13 protein-coding genes are annotated in these 15509 nt (G+C 73.4%); 3 read left to right on the forward strand and 10 right to left on the reverse strand.

Going from position 1 to position 15509, the window contains the following annotated elements; translation table 11 throughout:
• Window positions 1–36 precede the first annotated feature (36 nt).
• Entirely contained in the window at window positions 37–933 is an 897-nt protein-coding gene (locus Asi02nite_RS06445) for a TIGR01777 family oxidoreductase (RefSeq protein ID WP_203711222.1), read from the reverse strand.
• Between the two features lie 64 nt (window positions 934–997).
• Between Asi02nite_RS06445 and Asi02nite_RS06450 the strand changes: the two genes are divergently transcribed.
• On the forward strand, window positions 998–1882 hold the full coding sequence (locus tag Asi02nite_RS06450) for an AAA family ATPase (protein WP_203711223.1): 885 nt from the start codon (window positions 998–1000) through the stop codon (window positions 1880–1882).
• Between the two features lie 890 nt (window positions 1883–2772).
• Window positions 2773–3747, forward strand: coding sequence for a helix-turn-helix transcriptional regulator (locus Asi02nite_RS42260; RefSeq protein WP_203711330.1), 975 nt, complete (start codon window positions 2773–2775; stop codon window positions 3745–3747).
• A gap of 622 nt (window positions 3748–4369) precedes the next feature.
• Here Asi02nite_RS42260 and Asi02nite_RS06460 read toward each other — a convergent pair.
• The 8 genes from Asi02nite_RS06460 to lpdA form a co-directional block, all read right to left on the reverse strand.
• Entirely contained in the window at window positions 4370–5554 is a 1185-nt protein-coding gene (locus Asi02nite_RS06460; RefSeq protein ID WP_203711224.1) for an MFS transporter, read from the reverse strand.
• Window positions 5555–6184 carry a response regulator transcription factor gene (locus Asi02nite_RS06465; protein ID WP_203711225.1) on the reverse strand — a complete coding sequence of 210 codons (630 nt, stop codon included), beginning with the start codon at window positions 6182–6184 and terminating at the stop codon, window positions 5555–5557.
• On the reverse strand, window positions 6181–7365 hold the full coding sequence (locus Asi02nite_RS06470) for a sensor histidine kinase (RefSeq protein ID WP_203711226.1): 1185 nt from the start codon (window positions 7363–7365) through the stop codon (window positions 6181–6183). Before Asi02nite_RS06470 ends, Asi02nite_RS06465 begins: the two co-directional genes overlap by 4 nt.
• Before the next feature lie 20 nt (window positions 7366–7385).
• Entirely contained in the window at window positions 7386–8123 is a 738-nt protein-coding gene (locus Asi02nite_RS06475; protein WP_203711227.1) for an ABC transporter permease, read from the reverse strand.
• Window positions 8120–8866, reverse strand: coding sequence for an ABC transporter ATP-binding protein (locus Asi02nite_RS06480; protein ID WP_203711228.1), 747 nt, complete (start codon window positions 8864–8866; stop codon window positions 8120–8122). Before Asi02nite_RS06480 ends, Asi02nite_RS06475 begins: the two co-directional genes overlap by 4 nt.
• A gap of 14 nt (window positions 8867–8880) precedes the next feature.
• Window positions 8881–10050: an MFS transporter gene (locus Asi02nite_RS06485; RefSeq protein WP_203711229.1), complete on the reverse strand. Its 1170-nt coding sequence runs from the start codon at window positions 10048–10050 to the stop codon at window positions 8881–8883.
• Between the two features lie 81 nt (window positions 10051–10131).
• Window positions 10132–11946 carry a 2-oxoglutarate dehydrogenase, E2 component, dihydrolipoamide succinyltransferase gene (sucB, locus tag Asi02nite_RS06490; RefSeq protein WP_203711230.1) on the reverse strand — a complete coding sequence of 605 codons (1815 nt, stop codon included), beginning with the start codon at window positions 11944–11946 and terminating at the stop codon, window positions 10132–10134.
• Between the two features lie 42 nt (window positions 11947–11988).
• On the reverse strand, window positions 11989–13416 hold the full coding sequence (gene lpdA / locus Asi02nite_RS06495; protein WP_203711231.1) for a dihydrolipoyl dehydrogenase: 1428 nt from the start codon (window positions 13414–13416) through the stop codon (window positions 11989–11991).
• Window positions 13417–13521: 105 nt separating this feature from the next.
• On the opposite strand from lpdA, the gene Asi02nite_RS06500 reads away from it, so the two are divergent.
• Window positions 13522–13845 (forward strand): hypothetical protein, encoded by a 324-nt coding sequence (locus Asi02nite_RS06500; RefSeq protein WP_203711232.1) that lies wholly within the window; start codon window positions 13522–13524, stop codon window positions 13843–13845.
• A gap of 58 nt (window positions 13846–13903) precedes the next feature.
• Here the strand turns inward: Asi02nite_RS06500 and Asi02nite_RS06505 are convergent, their stop codons facing one another.
• Entirely contained in the window at window positions 13904–15466 is a 1563-nt protein-coding gene (locus Asi02nite_RS06505) for a leucyl aminopeptidase (protein WP_203711233.1), read from the reverse strand.
• Window positions 15467–15509 lie beyond the last annotated feature (43 nt).

The following is a 15509-nucleotide window of genomic DNA, read 5'->3' on the forward strand; positions in this document are numbered from 1 at the left end:
ATTCGCGGGCGGACGCACCGTCTGCCGAATAGGCAGTCATTGATCCCGGAGGGCGTCGGCGAGCGCGGAACGGACCTCCGTGTGCCGGAACGGGAATCCGGCTCTCTGCAGGACACCGGGCACGGCGCGGGTGCTCATGACCGCCAGCTCCGCCACGCCGCCCACCACCAGCCGCACGCCGAACTCCGGGATGGGCAGGAACGCCGGGCGGTGCAAAGCCGCGCCGAACGCCCGGGTGAACTCCGCGTTGGTCACCGGGACGGGCGCGCTCACGTTGACGGGGCCCGCGATGTCGGTGCGCTCGGTGAGCAGGAAGCCGACCGCGCGCAGCCAGTCGTCCAGCGAGATCCACGGGACCCACTGCCGGCCGCCGGCGATCGGGCCGCCGATGCCGAGCCGGAAGGGGAGCATCTGCGGCTTGAGGAAACCCTCATTCTTCTCCAGGGGGACGCCGCTGCGGAGCAGGACGACGCGTACGCCGGCCTCCTCGGCCGGCCGGGTCGACGCCTCCCAGACCCGGCACAGGTCGGGGAAGAAGCCCTCGCCGGGGGCCGCCGACTCGTCGACGACCCGGTCACCCGTGTCGCCGTACACGTTGATGCCGCTGGAGCTGATGAAGGTCTTCGGCTTTTCCGGGTGTTTCGCGATCGCCTCGGCCAGGGTCCGGGTGGGTTCGACGCGGCTGTCCCGCAGCAGGCGGCGGTAGGCCGGGGTCCAGCGCTGGTCGCCGATGTTCGCGCCGGACAGGTTGATCACCGCGTCCACGCCGTCGAGGGCGGCGGGATCGAGCTGGCCGCCGGCGGGGGTCCAGCGGATCTCGTCGGGGCCTTTCGGCGCGCGCCGGACCAGCCGGACGATCTCGTGACCGCGGAGGGGTCCGGCGATGAGCCGGTTGCCGAGGAAGCCGGACGCACCGGCCATGAGGATCCGCATGCCTTCATTGTCGTGGATTTCGCGGGGACAGGAGTTGTCGGTGGGCCCGGGTAACCTGCTTTTCGTGCGGACGACCAGGGGAGGCGCCAGCCCGGTGATGATCGGGCGCGACCGTGAGCTGCGCCAGTTGCGCAAGCTCGTCGCGGCCCGCCGCCCCGGCGTGGCCATGATCTGCGGCGAGCCCGGCGTCGGCAAGACCCGCCTGGTCCGCGAGCTGCTGTCCACCCTCGACGCTGACACGGTCGTCCTGGTCGGCCAGGCCGAGCCGGGCTCCCTCTCCCGGCCCTACGAGGTGCTGATGGACGCCCTCGACGGCCGGGCCGGTGTCGACGGGGTCCTGCTGGCCGAGCTGGGCGACTCGGCCCGCAGCCCGGTCGAGCGCCTGCACAGCGGCGTGCGCCTGGTCGGCGACCTGATCGCGGGCCGGCCGGCCGTGATCGTCTTCGAGGACCTGCACTGGGCCGACTCCGAGAGCGCGGCGCTGTTCGAGCGCATCGCCGACCTCGACGGGCCCTATGTCGTGCTCGGTTCCTACCGGCCGGCCGAGGTGACCGGCCGCGACCCGGTCAGCGCGCTGCTCGCCCGGCTCGGGCGCCGCCACGCGGTGACCCGGCTCGACCTGGCCCCCTTCGACGAGGCCGACACCGCGACGCTGCTGGCCGCCGTCACCGGCCGCCCCCCGCGCCACCGCGCGCCGTGGCCGCGCTGCACCAGCGCACGGGCGGCAACCCGTTCTTCCTCGAGGAGCTGCTCCGCGGCCACGAGCACGACGACCTCGACGCGGTCCACGAGCGCCCGTTGCCGTGGAGCCTCGCCGAGGTGCTCCGGCGCCAGGTCGACGACCTGGAGCCCGACCAGCGCCGCATCGTCGAGGCGGCGTCCGTGCTCGGCCACCGGGTCCACTTCGACCTGCTGGCGGCGGTCACCGGCGCCGACGAGGACGAGCTGATCCGCGCGCTGGGCGCGCTGGTCGGCCGCGACGTGCTGGTCGAGACCGGCGAGGACGAGTTCAGCTTCCGGCACGCGCTGCTGCGCGAGGCGATCGCCGGCCATCTGATCGGGCGGCAGCGCCGGCGCCTGCACGAGGCGGCGTTGGAGGCGTTGCTGGCCGATGCCGACGGCCGCCTGCCGCACGACCCGGCGATGGTCGCCCACCACGCCCAGGCGGCGGGACGCTACGACGACATGCTGGCGGCGGCCCGTCGCGGTGTCGCCCTCTACCTGTCGATCGGCTCCGCCTACCAGGCGTTGGAGCTGGCCGAGATGGGCCTGGCCGAGGACGCCGAGGACCCGTCGCTGCTGTCCGGCGCGGCCCGCGCGGCCTGGCTCGCGGGGCTGCTGACCGACGCGATCGGCTACGCGCGCCGCTGGCGCGACCGGGCCGTCTCGGCCCCCGACCGCAACGAGGCTCTCTACCTGATGATCCGGCTCGCCTGGGAGGCCGACGAGCTGGCCGAGATGGACGAGCTGACCCACGAGGTCGAGCTGCTGATCGCCGAGCTGCCGGCGGGCGCCGACCAGGCGCTGGCGATGACCGCGGTGGCCCAGTCGTCGATGCTCCGCGACGACATCGCGGCCGCGATCTCGTGGGCCGACCGGGCGCTGGCGATCGCCGACTCCCTGTCACTGCCGCGGATCCGGCTCGCCGCGCTGGTGGAGAAGGGCCTGGCGATGACCGAGTGGCCGTCGACGGCGGCCGAGGGCCAGGCGATCCTGGCGGGGCTGATCGACGAGGCCGAGAAGGCGGGCGAGTGGGTGCTCGCGGCCCGGGCGCTCAACGAGCTGGTCCAGGGCGTGCCACCCAACTCGCCGGCGGAGCACGCCGAGCTGCTGGAGCGGATGCGGGTCGACGCCGAGCGGGCGGGCTTCGAGTCGCTGTCGGTCGCGGCCTATTTCCAGGGGCAGGCCCGGATCGCCGTGCGCGAGGGCGCGCTGTCGGTCGCGATCGCGGCTCTGGAGCAGGGCCGCGAACGCGACCGTTCCTATCTGCGGCGGGGTCGGTGGGCCGACTACCACGCGGTCTTCCTGGCGGGCCTCTATCTGGAGTCGGGGGCCCACGACGGTGTCGCGGCGATCATCGCCGCGCTCAGCGAAGGCCCCAACGTGGAGCCACTGACGGTGCCCGGGCTGGCGTTCCACCTGGCGTGCCGCCGCCCGGGCTACGGCGACGTGTCGGCGCTGCTCGACTCCGTGCTGGCGGCGGTGACCGACCAGAGCTGGCGCAGCGGCTCCCAGGCACACGACCTGCTCTCGGCGGCCATCGAGGGCGGGGTGCCGGAGCCGCGCCTGCACGAGCTGGTGCGGGCGCTGCTCGACGAGAACGTCTGGGACGACTACCGCACGCTGGTCGACGCACAGCTGGCCGAGGTCGGCGGGCGCGTGGCCGAGGCGCTGGCGGGTTATCAGGCCGTGTGCGGGTCACAGATCCTGCCGCCGTCGGTGCGTGGCACGGCGGCGGTCGGTGCGGCGCGGTGTGCGCTGGCCCTGGACCGCGCCGGCGAAGCGGAGGTCGAGGCCGGGCGGGCGGCCGAGCTGCTCTCCCGATGGGGCGGGTGGCGGGTGGCCGCTCTGGGCCGGGTCCGGGAACAGCTGGGTCTGCTCCCCGACGACGGCGAGCGCGCCGTCTCGGGCGCGGCGGCTCTGACGCCGCGGGAGCGGGAGGTCGCGTTGCTGATCGCTGACGGGTTGACCAATGCCGAGCTGGCTCGGCGTCTTTACATCTCGCCCAAGACGGCGGCTGTGCATGTCAGCAATATTCTGCACAAGCTTGGGGTGTCGTCGCGGACTCAGGTTGCTGAGGTTGTCGGGCGGTAGGGGCCGTCCCATGAGCGGTCGTCCTTGTTCGCTCGGGGTCGGTCTGGTGTGTTGGTCGCTCTTCAGGGCGGGGGAGAATTCTGTGAGTGCCGACAGGTCGCAGAAGGCGCGCCCCTTATAGTCGGCACTCACAAAATCCTCCCCCGCCCTGACCCAGTTCATCCTGGTCGACTCCGGTGTCTGGTTCGGGGGACACAGTCCATTGGTCGCGGCTCGTCGGGTCGCTTCGTCGGGTCGATCTTCAGGGGTAGCTGCCGTCGCGTGTCCGACGGTGGAATCGTTGCGCTGCTTCGAAGCCGGTGGATGCGGTCGTTGCGGACAGTCGATGCGGCGTTTCGCGGCGCGGTGGACCAGGTCGTGGCGGGCGGATGAGTTCGGCTTTCGTGTCGAGTCAATTCAGCTCGCGGCGGCGCGGTGGACCAGGTCGTGGGCGGGCCGAGGAAGTCGGCTTTCGTGTCGAGTCAACTCAGCGCCCTGGGCATCAGGACGAACGAGCCGGGCATTAGCTGCCGGTCGCCTTGTCGGGGTGGTGGTCAGTGGCTTTCGCCCTACCGAGGTTATGGACCCCCCGAGGTTCGTGGTCGGCTGTCTATCGTGGACATAGCGGGCCCTGCCCAACGGGTCAACCGTCGGATGGGTGCGGCTCGGCAGTGGTTTGGGTGCGGGGTCGGCCGATCGCCCAGATCGCCAGGGCCGCGCAGCTCGCGGCCGCGCCTGTGGTAGTGATCGTCGGCCAGCCGCCCGTTGACCAGAGGGTGGTCGCGGCCGCCGAGCCGAGCGCGCCGCCCGTGAAGGTTGCCACGACGAAGGCCGTGTTGAGGCGGCTGCGGGCCGTCGTGGACGTGGCGAAGATGCGGGTCTGGTTGAGGATCGCCGCCACCTGGAAGGCCACGTCCAGCACGACCACGGCGATCAGCAACAGGGTCACCGAGCCGCCGAAGAAGGCCGCCGCGACGTAGGCCAGCAGGATCGCCAGCCAGGCCGCGCCCGTGGCCGGGATCGAAACGCCCGTGTCGTGCAGGCGGCCCGCGCGGCGGGCGGCCAGGGCGCCCGCCAGGCCGGCCAGGCCGAAGAGGCCGATGACCGAGACCGGGTACGCGAACGGTGGCGCGCTCAGCAGGAACGTCAGCGACGTCCAGAACATCGTGAACACGGCGAAACCCAGCGCCGTCAGCAGCAGCGTCCAGCGCACCGTGCGGTCGCGCAGGGCCAGCGGCGCGATCGAGGCGATGAGCCGCGGGTACGGCAGCGCTGTCCGCGGGGGCAGCGCGGGCAGGGTGCGGCGCAGCGCCACCGCGAGCGTCGCCGTGACCAGCGCCGCCAGGGCGAAGACCGCGCGCCAGCCCGCCGCCGCGGCGAGCAGGCCGCTGATCGTGCGGGCCGCGAGGATGCCGGTCAGCAGGCCCGCCGCCACGGTGCCGACCACGCGGCCCCGGGTGGCCGGGTCGGCCAGGTCGCCGGACAGCGGCATCAGGATCGGGCCCGCCACCGTGGTCAGGCCGAGCACCGCGCCCGCCGCCAGCAGCACCGGCATCGTCGGCGCCGTCGCGCACAGCAGCAGCGCGCCGGCGCAGGCCAGCAGCACGCCGGGCAGCAGGCGGCGGCGGTCCGCGACGTCACCGAGCGGGACGATCAGCAGGACGCCGACGGCGTACCCGATCTGGGTCGTCGTGACCAGCCAGCCCGCGCTCGCCGGCGAAGAGTCCAGGGAGGCGGCGATCAGATCGAGCAGCGGCTGCGCCCAGTAGAGGTTGCCGACCGCGACCCCCGCCGTCACCGCGAACAGGACGGTCAGGCCCCGCGTCATCTACGCGCCGAGGTCGAGGAGGCCGCGTTGCAGGGCGACGGTGACCGCCGCGGTGCGGTCGTCCACGCCCAGCTTCGCGAACGCCCGCACCAGGTGCGTCTTGACGGTGGTTTCGCTGACCCGCAGTCGCCCGCCGATCTGGCGGTTCGTCAGGCCGTCGGCGACCAGTGCCAGCACCTGGCGCTCGCGGGCCGTCAACGGGTCGGTGGGTGGTCCCGCCGACCGCGCCATCAGCTTCGCGGCCACCGATGGGGCCAGCGCCGCCTCGCCGCGGGCCGCTGCCCGCACGCCGCGGACGAGGTCGCCCCGCGCGGCGTCCTTGAGCAGGTAGCCGACCGCGCCGGCGGCGATCGCGCGGTGGATGTCCTGGTCGGTGTCGAAGGTCGTGAGGACCAGCACGCGTACGGTCGGCAGCTCGCCGCGCAGGGCGACCGTGGCCGCCACGCCGTCGACGCCGGGCATGCGCAGGTCCATCAGCACCACGTCCGGGCGGAGCCGCCGGGCCGCGACGACCGCCTCGGTGCCGTTGGTCGCCTCGCCGACTACCTCGATGCCCGGCTCGTCGGCCAGCATCCCGCGCAGCCCGTCGCGGACGACCGGGTGGTCGTCGACCAGGACCACCCGGATCATCGCGCCACCCGCAGGATGACCGTGGTGCCGGAGCCGGGCGCGCTGTCGATCGAGACGGTGCCGCCCGTCGCGGCCAGCCGGTCGCGCATGGCGGCGAGCCCGAACCCACCGTCGCGCCTGGCCGGGTCGAAAGGGTCGGAAGGGTCGGAAGGGTCGAAACCCCGGCCGTCGTCGGCGACCCGGACCGTCACCCGGTCGTCCGCGGCGCTGATCGTCAGCCGGACGGCGTTGGCGCCCGCGTGCCGGGCGACGTTGGCCAGCGCCTCCTGCACCCCGCGCAGCAGCGCGTGCGCCGTGTCGGCACCGACGTCGCCGGGGTCGCCCAGGACGCGCACCTCGACGGGCAGGCCCGTGTCGTGCGACCAGCGGTGGGCCGCCACCCGGGTGGCGGCGACCAGGCCGTCGTCCAACGTGTCCGGACGGATCGCCTGCACGGCCGCCCGCATCTCGCCGAGCCCGTCCCGGGCGGCGGCGACCGCCCGGGTCAGGTGCCCCCGGGCGCGGGCGCCGTCGGTGTCCAGCGACCGCTGTGCCGCCTCGAGCTGGGTGACGACACCGACCATCAGTTGCGCCACCGTGTCGTGCACCTCGCCGGCCAGCCGCTGCCGTTCGGCCAGTACGCCCTCGCGGCGCGCGGACGCCGCGAGCTCGGCCCGTGCGGCCGCCAGCGCGCGCAACGCCTCCCGCCGGCGCAGGCCCTGCCGGGCGATCAGGTGGACGAACGCGCCGACCGCCAGCGACACGACCACCGTGCCGAGCAGCTCGACGACGCTGAACCCGGCGCCGGTCAGGTCGCGGACGCGTAACCCGATGAGCACGACGACGACCGCCGCGGCGACCATGCCCCACCGCCCGGCGAGGACGAAGGCCTGCGGGATCAGCCCGTAGATGCCGAGGGTGAGCGCCTCGCCGAGTCCGAAGAGGACCAGCACGCCGGCGCAGCTGCCGGCCAGGGCCAGCAGGCCGCGCCGCAGCGGCAGGTCGACGCCGGGCCGGTGGGCGGGCAGCACGATCGCGGCATGCCAGGCGACGGTCGCCAGCGTCAGCCCCCAGACGACCGGCCATCGGTCGGGGGTCGTGCCCAGCACCGCCGCGCCGACCAGCATCAGGTAGAAGAGCCCGTGCCAGGCCAGGTCCGCGTGGTCCCACACGTCGCGCTCCACCGCCGGGTCAGCCCGCACCCGACCAGCCTGCCGGATCATCACGACCAACGGAACAGCCGGGTGGCCGCCGCGGCGCAGACCGCCGCTGTCGCGATGCCGACGCCGAGCGCGGTGCCGTCGACCTCGCCGTGCCACCACGCCGCGCGCAGGCCGTCGACCAGGTAGCTGAACGGCAGCCAGTCGTTGATCGCGCGGACCGCGGCCGGCAGCCCTTCCTCGGGGATCACGGCGCCGGACACGAACAGGGCGGGGAAATAGAGCGCCGCGCCGATCGCCTGCGCCGAGCGGGTGGTCGGTGCGCGACCGGCGATCAGGAACCCGACGCCGAGCACCGCCGCCAGCGCGGTCGACAGGGCCAGCACGAACGGCGCCAGCACGGGCAGCCGGGCCCCGAACGCGACGACCGCGAGCCCGGTCAGCAGCACCAGGCCGATGACCGTGACGAGGGCCTGCAGGCCCGCCTGGGCGGCCAGCACCTGCCAGGACCGGATCGGGCTGACCCGCAACCGGCGCAGCACGCCGCGCTCGCGGTAGCCGGCGACCGTCTCGGGGAGCACCATCAGGCCGGCGGTGAGGATGACCATCACGATCAGGCCCGGCGTTATGCCGTCGGCCGTGGTCAGGCCCGCCTCCCGCAGGGCCGGCCACGGTGTGTTGCCGGCGTTGATGGACACCAGCAGCACGGGCAGGGCAAGCGTGAAGAACACGTTGGCCGGCTCGCGCAGGAACATGGCGAGCTCGATCCGGATGCTGACGAGCAGGAGGCGCACAGTCATTCCCTTCCGACCAGCGTGAAGTACGCGGACTCGAGGTCGAGGGCGGCGGGCGTGTCCAGGGCGACGAGCCGGCCGCCGGCCAGCACGGCGACCCGGTCGCAGAGCGCGGCCACCTCGGCCAGGTCGTGCGAGACCAGCACCACGGTGCCGCCCCGCGCGCGCAGCCGGCGCACCAGCGCCCAGGTCTCCTGGCGCGCCTCGGGGTCGAGCCCGGCGGTGATCTCGTCGAGGAACACCAGGTCCGGGTCGTTGACGAGGGCGAGCGCGATGAACAGCCGCTGCCGCTGGCCCCCGGAGAGCGAGCCGAACGCCGCCCGCGCGCGGTCCGCCAGGCCCCACTCGTCGAGCAGGCCCTGCCACGGTCGCCGCCGCCCGTACGCGGTCGCGAACAGCGTCATCGCCTCGCCCACCCGCATCCGGTCCGGCAACGCCGCCTGCTGGAGCTGCACGCCGATCCGCGCGCGGACCGCCGGCGTCGCCGGATCGCCGCCCAGCACCCGGATCCGGCCCGCGTCCGGAGCACGCAACCCGGTCAGGCACTCGACGGTCGTGGTCTTGCCCGCGCCGTTGCGCCCGACGATCCCGAACACCTCGCCCCGGTCGACGGCGAAGCTGACACCGTCCACGGCGGACAGTCCGCCGTACCGCTTGGTCAGTCCCGATATCTCGATCACCATGCGTCGATCGTCGCCGCGGAACGGGCCGGCGGGGTCGTGCGGTGGATGGCCGGGTTCGTCGTCCATCCGGAGGACACCGGTCAGGAGGGCGCCACCTCGAGGGCGCCGCGGCGGCCGGCCGCCCAGACCGCCAGGGCCACGCCGCTGCACGCCATGCCTGCCGCCGTCACGGCCGGCCAACCGCCCGCCGACCACAGGGTCGTGGCCGCGGCCGAGCCCAGGGCGCCGCCGACGAAGTTGGTGACCACGAAGGCCGTGTTGATGCGGCTGCGGGCCTCGTCGGTGACGTCGAAGAGGCGGGCCCGGTTGAGCAGCGAGCTGGTCTGCAGCGCGACGTCCAGGGCCAGGATCGCGACCACCAGCAGCGGCACCGAGTCGCCCGCGAGACCGATCAGGACGAACGAGAGCAGGGCGAGCAGCCAGGCCGCGCCCTGGGCCGGCAGCGACCAGCCGCGGTCGTGCAGGCGGCCGCCGCGCTGGCCCGCCAGCACACCCGCGAGGCCCGCCAGGCCGAACAGGCCGATCACCATGGGGGAGTAGCCGAACGGCGGGGCGCTGAGCCGGAACGTCAGCGCCGTCCAGAACATCGCGAAGACCGCGAAGCCGAGCGCGCCCAGCAGCAGTGTCCAGCGGACCGCGCGGTCGCGCAGCGCCACCGTGGCCACCGATGCGAGCAGCGCGGGGTAGGGCAGGCGGGCCTTGGGCGTCAGCGGCGGGAGCACCCGGAAGAGCACCACCGCGAGCAGGACCACGACCACGGCGGCGGCCGCGTAGATCGTGCGCCAGCCGGTCGTGCCCGCGACGAGGCCGCTGACGGTCCTGGCGGTGAGGATGCCCGTCAGGATGCCCGAGCCGACCACCCCGACGACCTGGCCCCGGCGCGCGGGCGGAGCCAGGTCACCGGCGAGCGGGGTGAGGATCTGGCCCGCGACCGTCGTCAGGCCGAGCAGCGCGGTCGCCGCCAGCAGCACGCCGATGGTGGGCGCGACCGCACAGCACACGAGGGCGACGGCGGAACAGAGGAGCATCCCGGGTACGAGCCGGCGGCGGTCGACGACGTCGCCGAGCGGGACGATCAGCAGGACGCCGACCGCGTACCCGACCTGGGTCGAGGTGATCAGCCAGCCCGCGCTCGTCGGGGACGCGCCAAGCGAGCGCGCGATCAGGTCGAGCAGCGGCTGCGCCCAGTAGAGGTTGCCGATCGCGACACCGGCGGCCACCGCGAACAGGACCGTCAGCCGGCGGTCCATGGCGGGTTGCACCCCGACATGCTCGCGTGTGTCGCCGGAAAAGCGAAAGGCCCGGCCGAAGCCGGGCCTTCCACAGGGAGATCAGAGACCGAGCTCGGCCTCGAAGTTGCCGGCCTCGAGCCGCTCCTTGATCGCGGTCAGGAACCGGGCCGCGTCGGCGCCGTCGACGATCCGGTGGTCGTACGACAGCGACAGGTAGACCATCGAGCGCGGCACGATGACCTCGCCCAGGTCGGGGTCGTTGACGACGACCGCCCGCTTGACCACCGCGCCCGTGCCCAGGATGGCGACCTGGGGCTGGTTGATGATCGGGGTGTCGATGAGCGCGCCCCGGCTGCCGGTGTTGGTCAGCGTGAACGTGCCGCCCGACAGCTCGTCCGGGCTGATCTTGTTGGCCCGGGTGCGCTCGGCGACGTCGGCGATCCGCCGGGCCAGGCCGGCCAGGTTGAGGTCGCCCGCGTCCTTGATGACCGGGACGACCAGGCCCTTCTCGGTGTCGACCGCGATGCCCAGGTGCTCGGCGTCGTAGTAGGTGACCTCGCCGGCCTCCATGTCGATCTTCGAGTTGACCGACGGGTGGGTGCGCAGGGCCTCCACCGCCGCCATCGCGAAGAACGGCAGGAACGACAGCTTGACGCCGTGCTGGGTCAGGAAGTCGTTCTTGGCCCGCTGGCGCAGTTGCGCGATGCGGGTCACGTCGACCTCGACCACGGTGGTGAGCTGCGCCGAGACCTGCAGCGACTCGACCATGCGGGTCGCGATCGTGCGGCGGATCCGGCTGAGCTTCTCGACCCGGCCACGCAGCGGCGACGGGGCCGCGGGCGCCTTCGGAGCGGCCGCGGGCTTGGCGGCGGGAGCCGCGGCGGCGGCCGCCTTGGCCTCCGCGTCGGCCTTGGCCTTGGCGGCCGCGTCGAGCACGTCCTGCTTGCGGATGCGGCCACCGACGCCGGTGCCGTTCACGGTCGACAGGTCGACGCCCTGGTCGCTGGCGAGCTTGCGGACCAGCGGGGTCACGTAGCCGTTGCTCTCGTCGCCGGTGGGCGCCGGGCGCGACGCCGCCGGAGCGGGCTCGCGGGCCGGTGCCGGCCGCTGCGCGGGCGCCTTGACCGGCTGCTGCTGTGCGGGCTCGGCGGCGGGGGCCGCCTCCTGCTTGGGTTCCGGCTTCGGCTCGGCCTTGAGCTCGGCCTTGGGCTCGGCCTTCGCCTCGGGAGCGGGCTTGCTCTCGGGCGCCGCCGCCGGGGCCGCACCACCGGCCGCGCCGATCACGGCCAGGGCCGCGCCGACGTCGGCGGTCTCGTCCTGCGCGACCTTGATCTCGAGCAGCGTTCCGGCAACCGGCGACGGGATCTCGGTGTCGACCTTGTCGGTCGAGACCTCGAGCAGCGGCTCGTCGACGTCGACGTTGTCGCCGACCTCCTTGAGCCAGCGGGTGACCGTGCCCTCGGTGACGCTCTCGCCGAGCGCCGGCATCGAGACCACAGTGGACTCGCCCGAACCCGTGGACTCGGAGGCCTGCGCGGCGGGGGCGGGCTCCGGCTCAGCGGCGGCCTCCGGCTCCGGCTCCGGCTCCGGCTCCGCGGCCGCCTCCTCGGCGGGCGCGGTCTGCGCGGCGGCGGCCGGCGCTTCCTGCTCCGCCGGCGCCGCGGCACCGCCGGAACCATCACCGTCGATCACCGCGAGCTCACTGCCCACCTCGGCGGTCTCGTCCTCGCGGACGACGATCCGGCTGAGCACACCGGCGGCCGGCGACGGGATCTCCGTATCGACCTTGTCGGTGGAGACCTCCAGCAACGGCTCATCGACCTCGACGGTGTCACCCTCCTGCTTCAACCAGCGGGTGACCGTGCCCTCGGTGACGCTCTCGCCGAGGCGAGGCATGGTGACCGATACCGGCATCTCTCTCAGGACTCCTTTGTCAATGCGACCGGGACGGGCCGATCAGGCGTGCGCGTGCAGCGGCTTGCCGGCCAGGGCCAGGTGGGCCTCGCCCAGTGCCTCCGACTGCGTCGGGTGCGGATGGATGAGCTGGGCGACCTCGGCCGGGTACGCCTCCCAGTTGTAGATCAGCTGCGCCTCGGCGATCAACTCGCCGACCCGTGCACCGACCATGTGAATACCGACGACCGGCCCGTCGTCGACCCGGACGACCTTGATGAAGCCCTGGGTCTTGAGGATCGAGCTACGCCCGTTGCCACCGAGGTTGTAGGTGTAGGCGGTCACCTTGTCGTCGCCGTGCCGCTCCTTGGCCTTGGCCTCGGTGAGGCCGACCGACGCGAGCTCGGGGTCGGAGTAGGTGACCCGGGGGATGCCCGCCTCGTCGATGACCGGCGGGTTGAGCCCGGCGATCTCCTCGGCGACGAAGATGCCCTGCTGGAAGCCGCGGTGGGCGAGCTGCAGGCCGGGCACGATGTCGCCGACGGCGTAGACGTTGGGGACGCTGGTGCGCAGCCGCTCGTCGGTGGTCACGAAACCGCGGTCGAGCGTGACGCCCTGCTCCTCGTAGCCGAGGTTGGCGGTGGTCGGGCCGCGGCCGACGGCGACGAGCATGAGCTCGGCCTCGACGGTCTCGCCGCCGGCGAGCGTCGCCCGGACGCCGTTTTCCGTGCGCTCGACCTTCTCGAACGGCTTGCCGACCTTGAAGTTGATGCCGCGCTTGCGGTAGGCCCGCTCGAGCGCCTTGGACAGGTCCGCGTCCTCCGCGGCGACCAGGCGGGGCAGGGCCTCGAGGATGGTCACGTCGGCGCCGAACGACTTCCAGGCGCTGGCGAACTCGACGCCGATCACGCCGCCGCCCAGCACGATCGCGGAGGTGGGCACGCGGTCGAGGGTCAGGGCGTGCTCGCTCGAGATGACCCGCTCGCCGTCGAGCTCGAGGCCCGGCAGGCTGCGCGAGTAGGAGCCGGTCGCGAGGATGACGTTGCGCCCGGTGTAGCGGGTGCCGTCGACCTCGACGGCGTTCGGGGCGACGAGCGTGCCGTGGCCCTCGACGTACGTGATGAGCTTGGAGCCCTTGACCAGGCCCTGCAGGCCCTTGTAAAGGCGACCGACCACGCCGTCCTTGTAGGTGTTGACGCCCGCCATGTCGACGCCGAGCAGCTCGGCCTTGACGCCGAACGCCTCGGACTCGCGGGTCTGGTCGGCGATCTCGCCGGCGTGCAGCAGCGCCTTGGTCGGGATGCAGCCCCGGTGCAGGCAGGTGCCCCCGAGCTTGTCCTTCTCGATCAGGGCGACGGACAGGTCGAGTTGTGCGGCGCGCAGCGCGGCCGCGTAGCCGCCGCTGCCACCTCCGAGGATCACGACGTCGAAAGTCGTTTCGTTCGGCTGGCTCACAGTCATCTCCCAGGTCGCGCGGGCTACCTCGGCCATCTTGTCACTTGTGGAGCCTGCCCGGGTAACTGAGGTACCCGCCAGGATGCCGCCAAGACGTACGCTTGCCGCATTCTTCGATGTCCGTTTCGTAGGGGAGGGTCGGTGTCCTGGTTCCGGCGCCGCAAAGCAACGACGGCTCGGCAGGCGGGAAGGCCGACTGCGCAGGCCGATCTCGACCACCTTGAGAACTTTGTCCGCTCGCGTCGCGGCGTCGAGGCGTTCATCGAGCCCAAGACGACGGTCACGGAAACCACAGTGATGCTGATCGCACATGACGGCGAGTGGACCCGCCGCCGGATCGACGGCCCCGAGGGCGCGCGCCGCTTCGCGCACAAGCTGGCCATCCCGATCTACGACGTGCGGCTCGTCGGATACCCGCAGCGCATGCGTGACTACAACGAGCGACGCAAGCGCGCCGCCAACTGACCCAGAAACAGCAGGGCCCCACCGCGTACGCGATGGGGCCCGATGTGTGTCGAACCGCTTATTCGGCCGCGATCCGGTCGACCAGCTCCAGCAGGGTCCGGACCGGCACACCGGTGCCGCCCTTCGACCAGTGCCCGGTCGGCTCGCCCGAGTGATAGCTCGGGCCGGCGATGTCGATGTGCGCCCACGGCACGCCGTCGGCGACGAACTCCCGCAGGAACACCCCGCCCTGCAGCATGTGCCCGGCCCGGTCCATCGACGCGTTGACCTGGGAGATGTCGGCCACCTCGGAGTCCATGCCGGAGCGCACGTCGTCGGGCAGCGGCATCGGCCAGGCCGCCTCGCCGACCGCCTCGCCCGCGTCGCGGACCCGCTCGGTCAGCTCCGGGGTGCCCATCACGCCGGCCACCCGCTTGCCCAGCGCGATCACCTGGCCGCCGGTCAGGGTCGAGGTCTCGAACAGGTAGTCGCAGCCGTCGGCGCAGGCCCGGGCGATCGCGTCGCCCAGGATCATCCGGCCCTCGGCGTCGGTGTTGAGCACCTCGACCTTCTTGCCGTTGAACATCGTCACCACGTCGCCGGGCCGGTACGCGGTGGCCGACGGCATGTTCTCGGCCATCGGCAGGTAGCCGCTGACCTCGACGTCCGGCTTCAGCTCGGCGATCGCGAGCAGCGTCGCGGCGACCGCGGCCGCGCCGGCCATGTCGCTCTTCATCTCCCACATGCCCTGCGCGGGCTTGATGGAGACGCCGCCGGTGTCGAACGTGATGCCCTTGCCGACCAGGGCGACCCGCTTGCGCGCGCCGGCGCCGACCGGCTTGTAGGTGAGCTTCACCAGCCGCGGCGGGGCCGCCGAGCCGAGGCCGACCGCGAGGATGCCGCCGTAGCCGCCCTCGGCGAGCTGGTCCTCGTCGAGCACCTCGAGCTCCAGGCCGGCCGCGCGGGCGGCCGTGGCGACCGCGTCGGCGAAGGCCGGCGGGCGCAGCTCGTTGGGGGCGGTGTTGACCCAGTCGCGGCAGATCGCGACCACGCCGGCCACCACGAGCGCCCGGGTGATCTCGTCCTGGGCGGTCTTGTCGGCCGCGTCCGGCACGTGCACCGCGATGTCGCCGACCGGCTGCCGGACCGCCGGCTTGGTCTTGTAGCCGGCGAACTTGTAGGAGCCGAGCAGCGCGCCCTCGGCCACGGCGCGCAGGGCGGCCGGGCCGTCCTCGTCGTCGGGCAGCGGCAGCGAGACCGTCACCGAGGCGTTGCCGGCGAGCGAGCGGATCGCGGCCGCCGCGCTGCGGCGCAGCGTCTCCGGCGCGGGTGCCGCGCCCGTCGGCTCGGGGCCCAGACCGACCACGGCCACCACCGGCGCGGCCACGGTGCCCAGCGTGGCGATCTTGGTCACCTCGCCGGCCGAGCCGGAGGCGCCCAGCCGGGCCAGCGTCTCGGTCAGCCTGCCGTCGAAGGCGGCGGCAATGCTCTCCGCGCCGCTGGCCAGAAGCAGGGCGCCGGCCAGTCCCGGCGGGCCGTCGCCGCCGGCGACGCTGTGCACACCGATCACGATGGCGTCGGTGGTCAGCTCGGCGGGATCGGTGTCGACTAGGCGAAGTGCGGTCGTTAAGGGCGCGGTCACGCGGCGGCTCCGGGCTGGGCTGCGGGTCGACCGCTCATGACGG

Origin of the sequence: Asanoa siamensis, assembly GCF_016862555.1 — a bacterium.
GTDB classification, from domain to species: domain Bacteria; phylum Actinomycetota; class Actinomycetes; order Mycobacteriales; family Micromonosporaceae; genus Asanoa; species Asanoa siamensis.